2 protein-coding genes are annotated in these 1,749 nt (G+C 45.7%); both read left to right on the top strand.

The features are described 5' to 3' along the window. Nucleotides 1-944 (top strand): DMT family transporter (locus tag AC29Z1_RS17560; RefSeq protein WP_488272733.1); only part of this gene is annotated, 944 nt, incomplete at its 5' end. A 66-nt stretch (nucleotides 945-1,010) separates the two neighbouring features. Continuing rightward, nucleotides 1,011-1,749: hydantoinase/carbamoylase family amidase (locus AC29Z1_RS17555; RefSeq protein WP_488272732.1), on the top strand; the 739-nt coding region annotated here is incomplete at its 3' end.

Raw genomic sequence — 1,749 nt, 5'->3', positions numbered from 1 at the left:
TTATTGTGATTGCGGCAAAGGAAAATGTTAGCATATGGGATAATAAATCTATCATTGCCAATATACTGATGCTTGTGACAGTTCTTTTGTGGGGATTGTCCTATGTAAGTATCAAAATTACGGTCTCCGAGGTACCGCCGGTAACTATGGCGCTTATCCGTTTTACCATTGCTTCGGTGCTTCTGGGAGTATTACTGAAAAAGCTTGAACCTGGTGCCAAGGTAGCCAAGGCGGATATCCCGCGTATGGTGCTGGCCGGTTGCTTGGGAATCACGCTGTATTTTTATTTTGAAAACATTGGTGTTAAACTAACTACTGTGGTTAATGCGGCGTTGATTGTTACTATCATTCCGATATTAGCCATCTGTCTGGATATATTGTTTTTCGGTGCAAAGCTATCAGGTATGAAGCTGGTGGGGATGGCCATTGCCGTTGTTGGCATGTATCTTTCGGTAACCGCCAATGGCCAGATTGATTTTAACTCGGCCAACTTTATCGGCAATGTTTTTGTCATGGGTGCAATGTTATCCTGGACCTTCTATACGCTTGTCAATAAGTCACTGCAATCTAAATATTCAAGCATGTGCTTAACCACCTATCAAACGGTGATCGGCACCATCCTTCTGATACCCTTGTCATTTACCGAAGTAAATGAATGGCGGCTATTTTCCTTGACAGCTATGGCGCATATTTTGTTTTTGGCAGTATTCTGCTCAGTGGTTGGTTATTTGCTGTATATGTATGTACTTAAACATTTGGATGTTGCGATTACCACCCTGTATCTTAATCTCATTCCCGTTGTTGGAGTCATTGGTGGCTATTTTATTTTGGGGGAAAGCGTGATGCCTATCCAACTGATCGGTGGCGCGGTGACTTTATTGGCTATTGTGGTGATGAACCTTGAACGCATCCAACAAAATAAGAAGATAAAATTAACAACCTAATCAACAAGTATCCAATGTCCAAATTAAGTTTGCATGAAAATAAGGCAGAAGAAGGGGGAAGTAGCTATGATTTCGGTGAAACGACTAGAAGACAATTTCCGCAGGCTGGCGGCCATCGGCGCTGAGGAAGGCGGCGGTATTACGCGGCTGGCTTTCGGGGATGCCGACTGGCAAGCGCGAAAGTATATTATTGAGCTGATGGAGCAGGCAGGACTTACGGTTAGAGCCGATACTTTTGGCAACCTGATTGGTCGTCGCGAAGGCCTTAATCCGAAAGCACCTGTTGTTATGCTGGGATCGCATATTGATAGTGTCCCTAATGGCGGAAACTTTGATGGAGTAGCTGGTGTTTTAGCAGCGATTGAGGTGGTGCGGTGCCTGGAAGCGCAACCGACAGTCCATCCCATTGAAGTGGTCGTATTTATGGCCGAAGAGTCGAGCCGGTTTGGCATGGCAACCTTAGGCAGTAAAGCGTTTTGCGGTAAATTATCATTGGCTCAATTAGAGCAATATATCGACAAGCACGGAATCACATTAGCTGAAGCAATGCGTCAGCGAGGGCTTGAACCTGAAAAGATCGGACAAGCACGTTATGACAAACCTATCAAAGCCTTTTTTGAGCTGCATATTGAGCAGGGGAAAGTGTTGGAAACCATGGGCAACCAAATCGGCATTGTGACAGGCATTGCTGCTCCGACGCGGCTGAAGGTAGTGGTAACAGGCCAGGCCGACCATTCGGGGGCTACTCCCATGAATATGCGCCAAGATGCTTTGACGGCAGCAGCAGAAATCATTTTGCTGGTAG

The organism is Sporomusa sp. (assembly GCF_057736855.1).
Note: the sequence above shows the minus strand (reverse complement) of the source record. Positions and strands in the feature narration are given on the sequence as shown.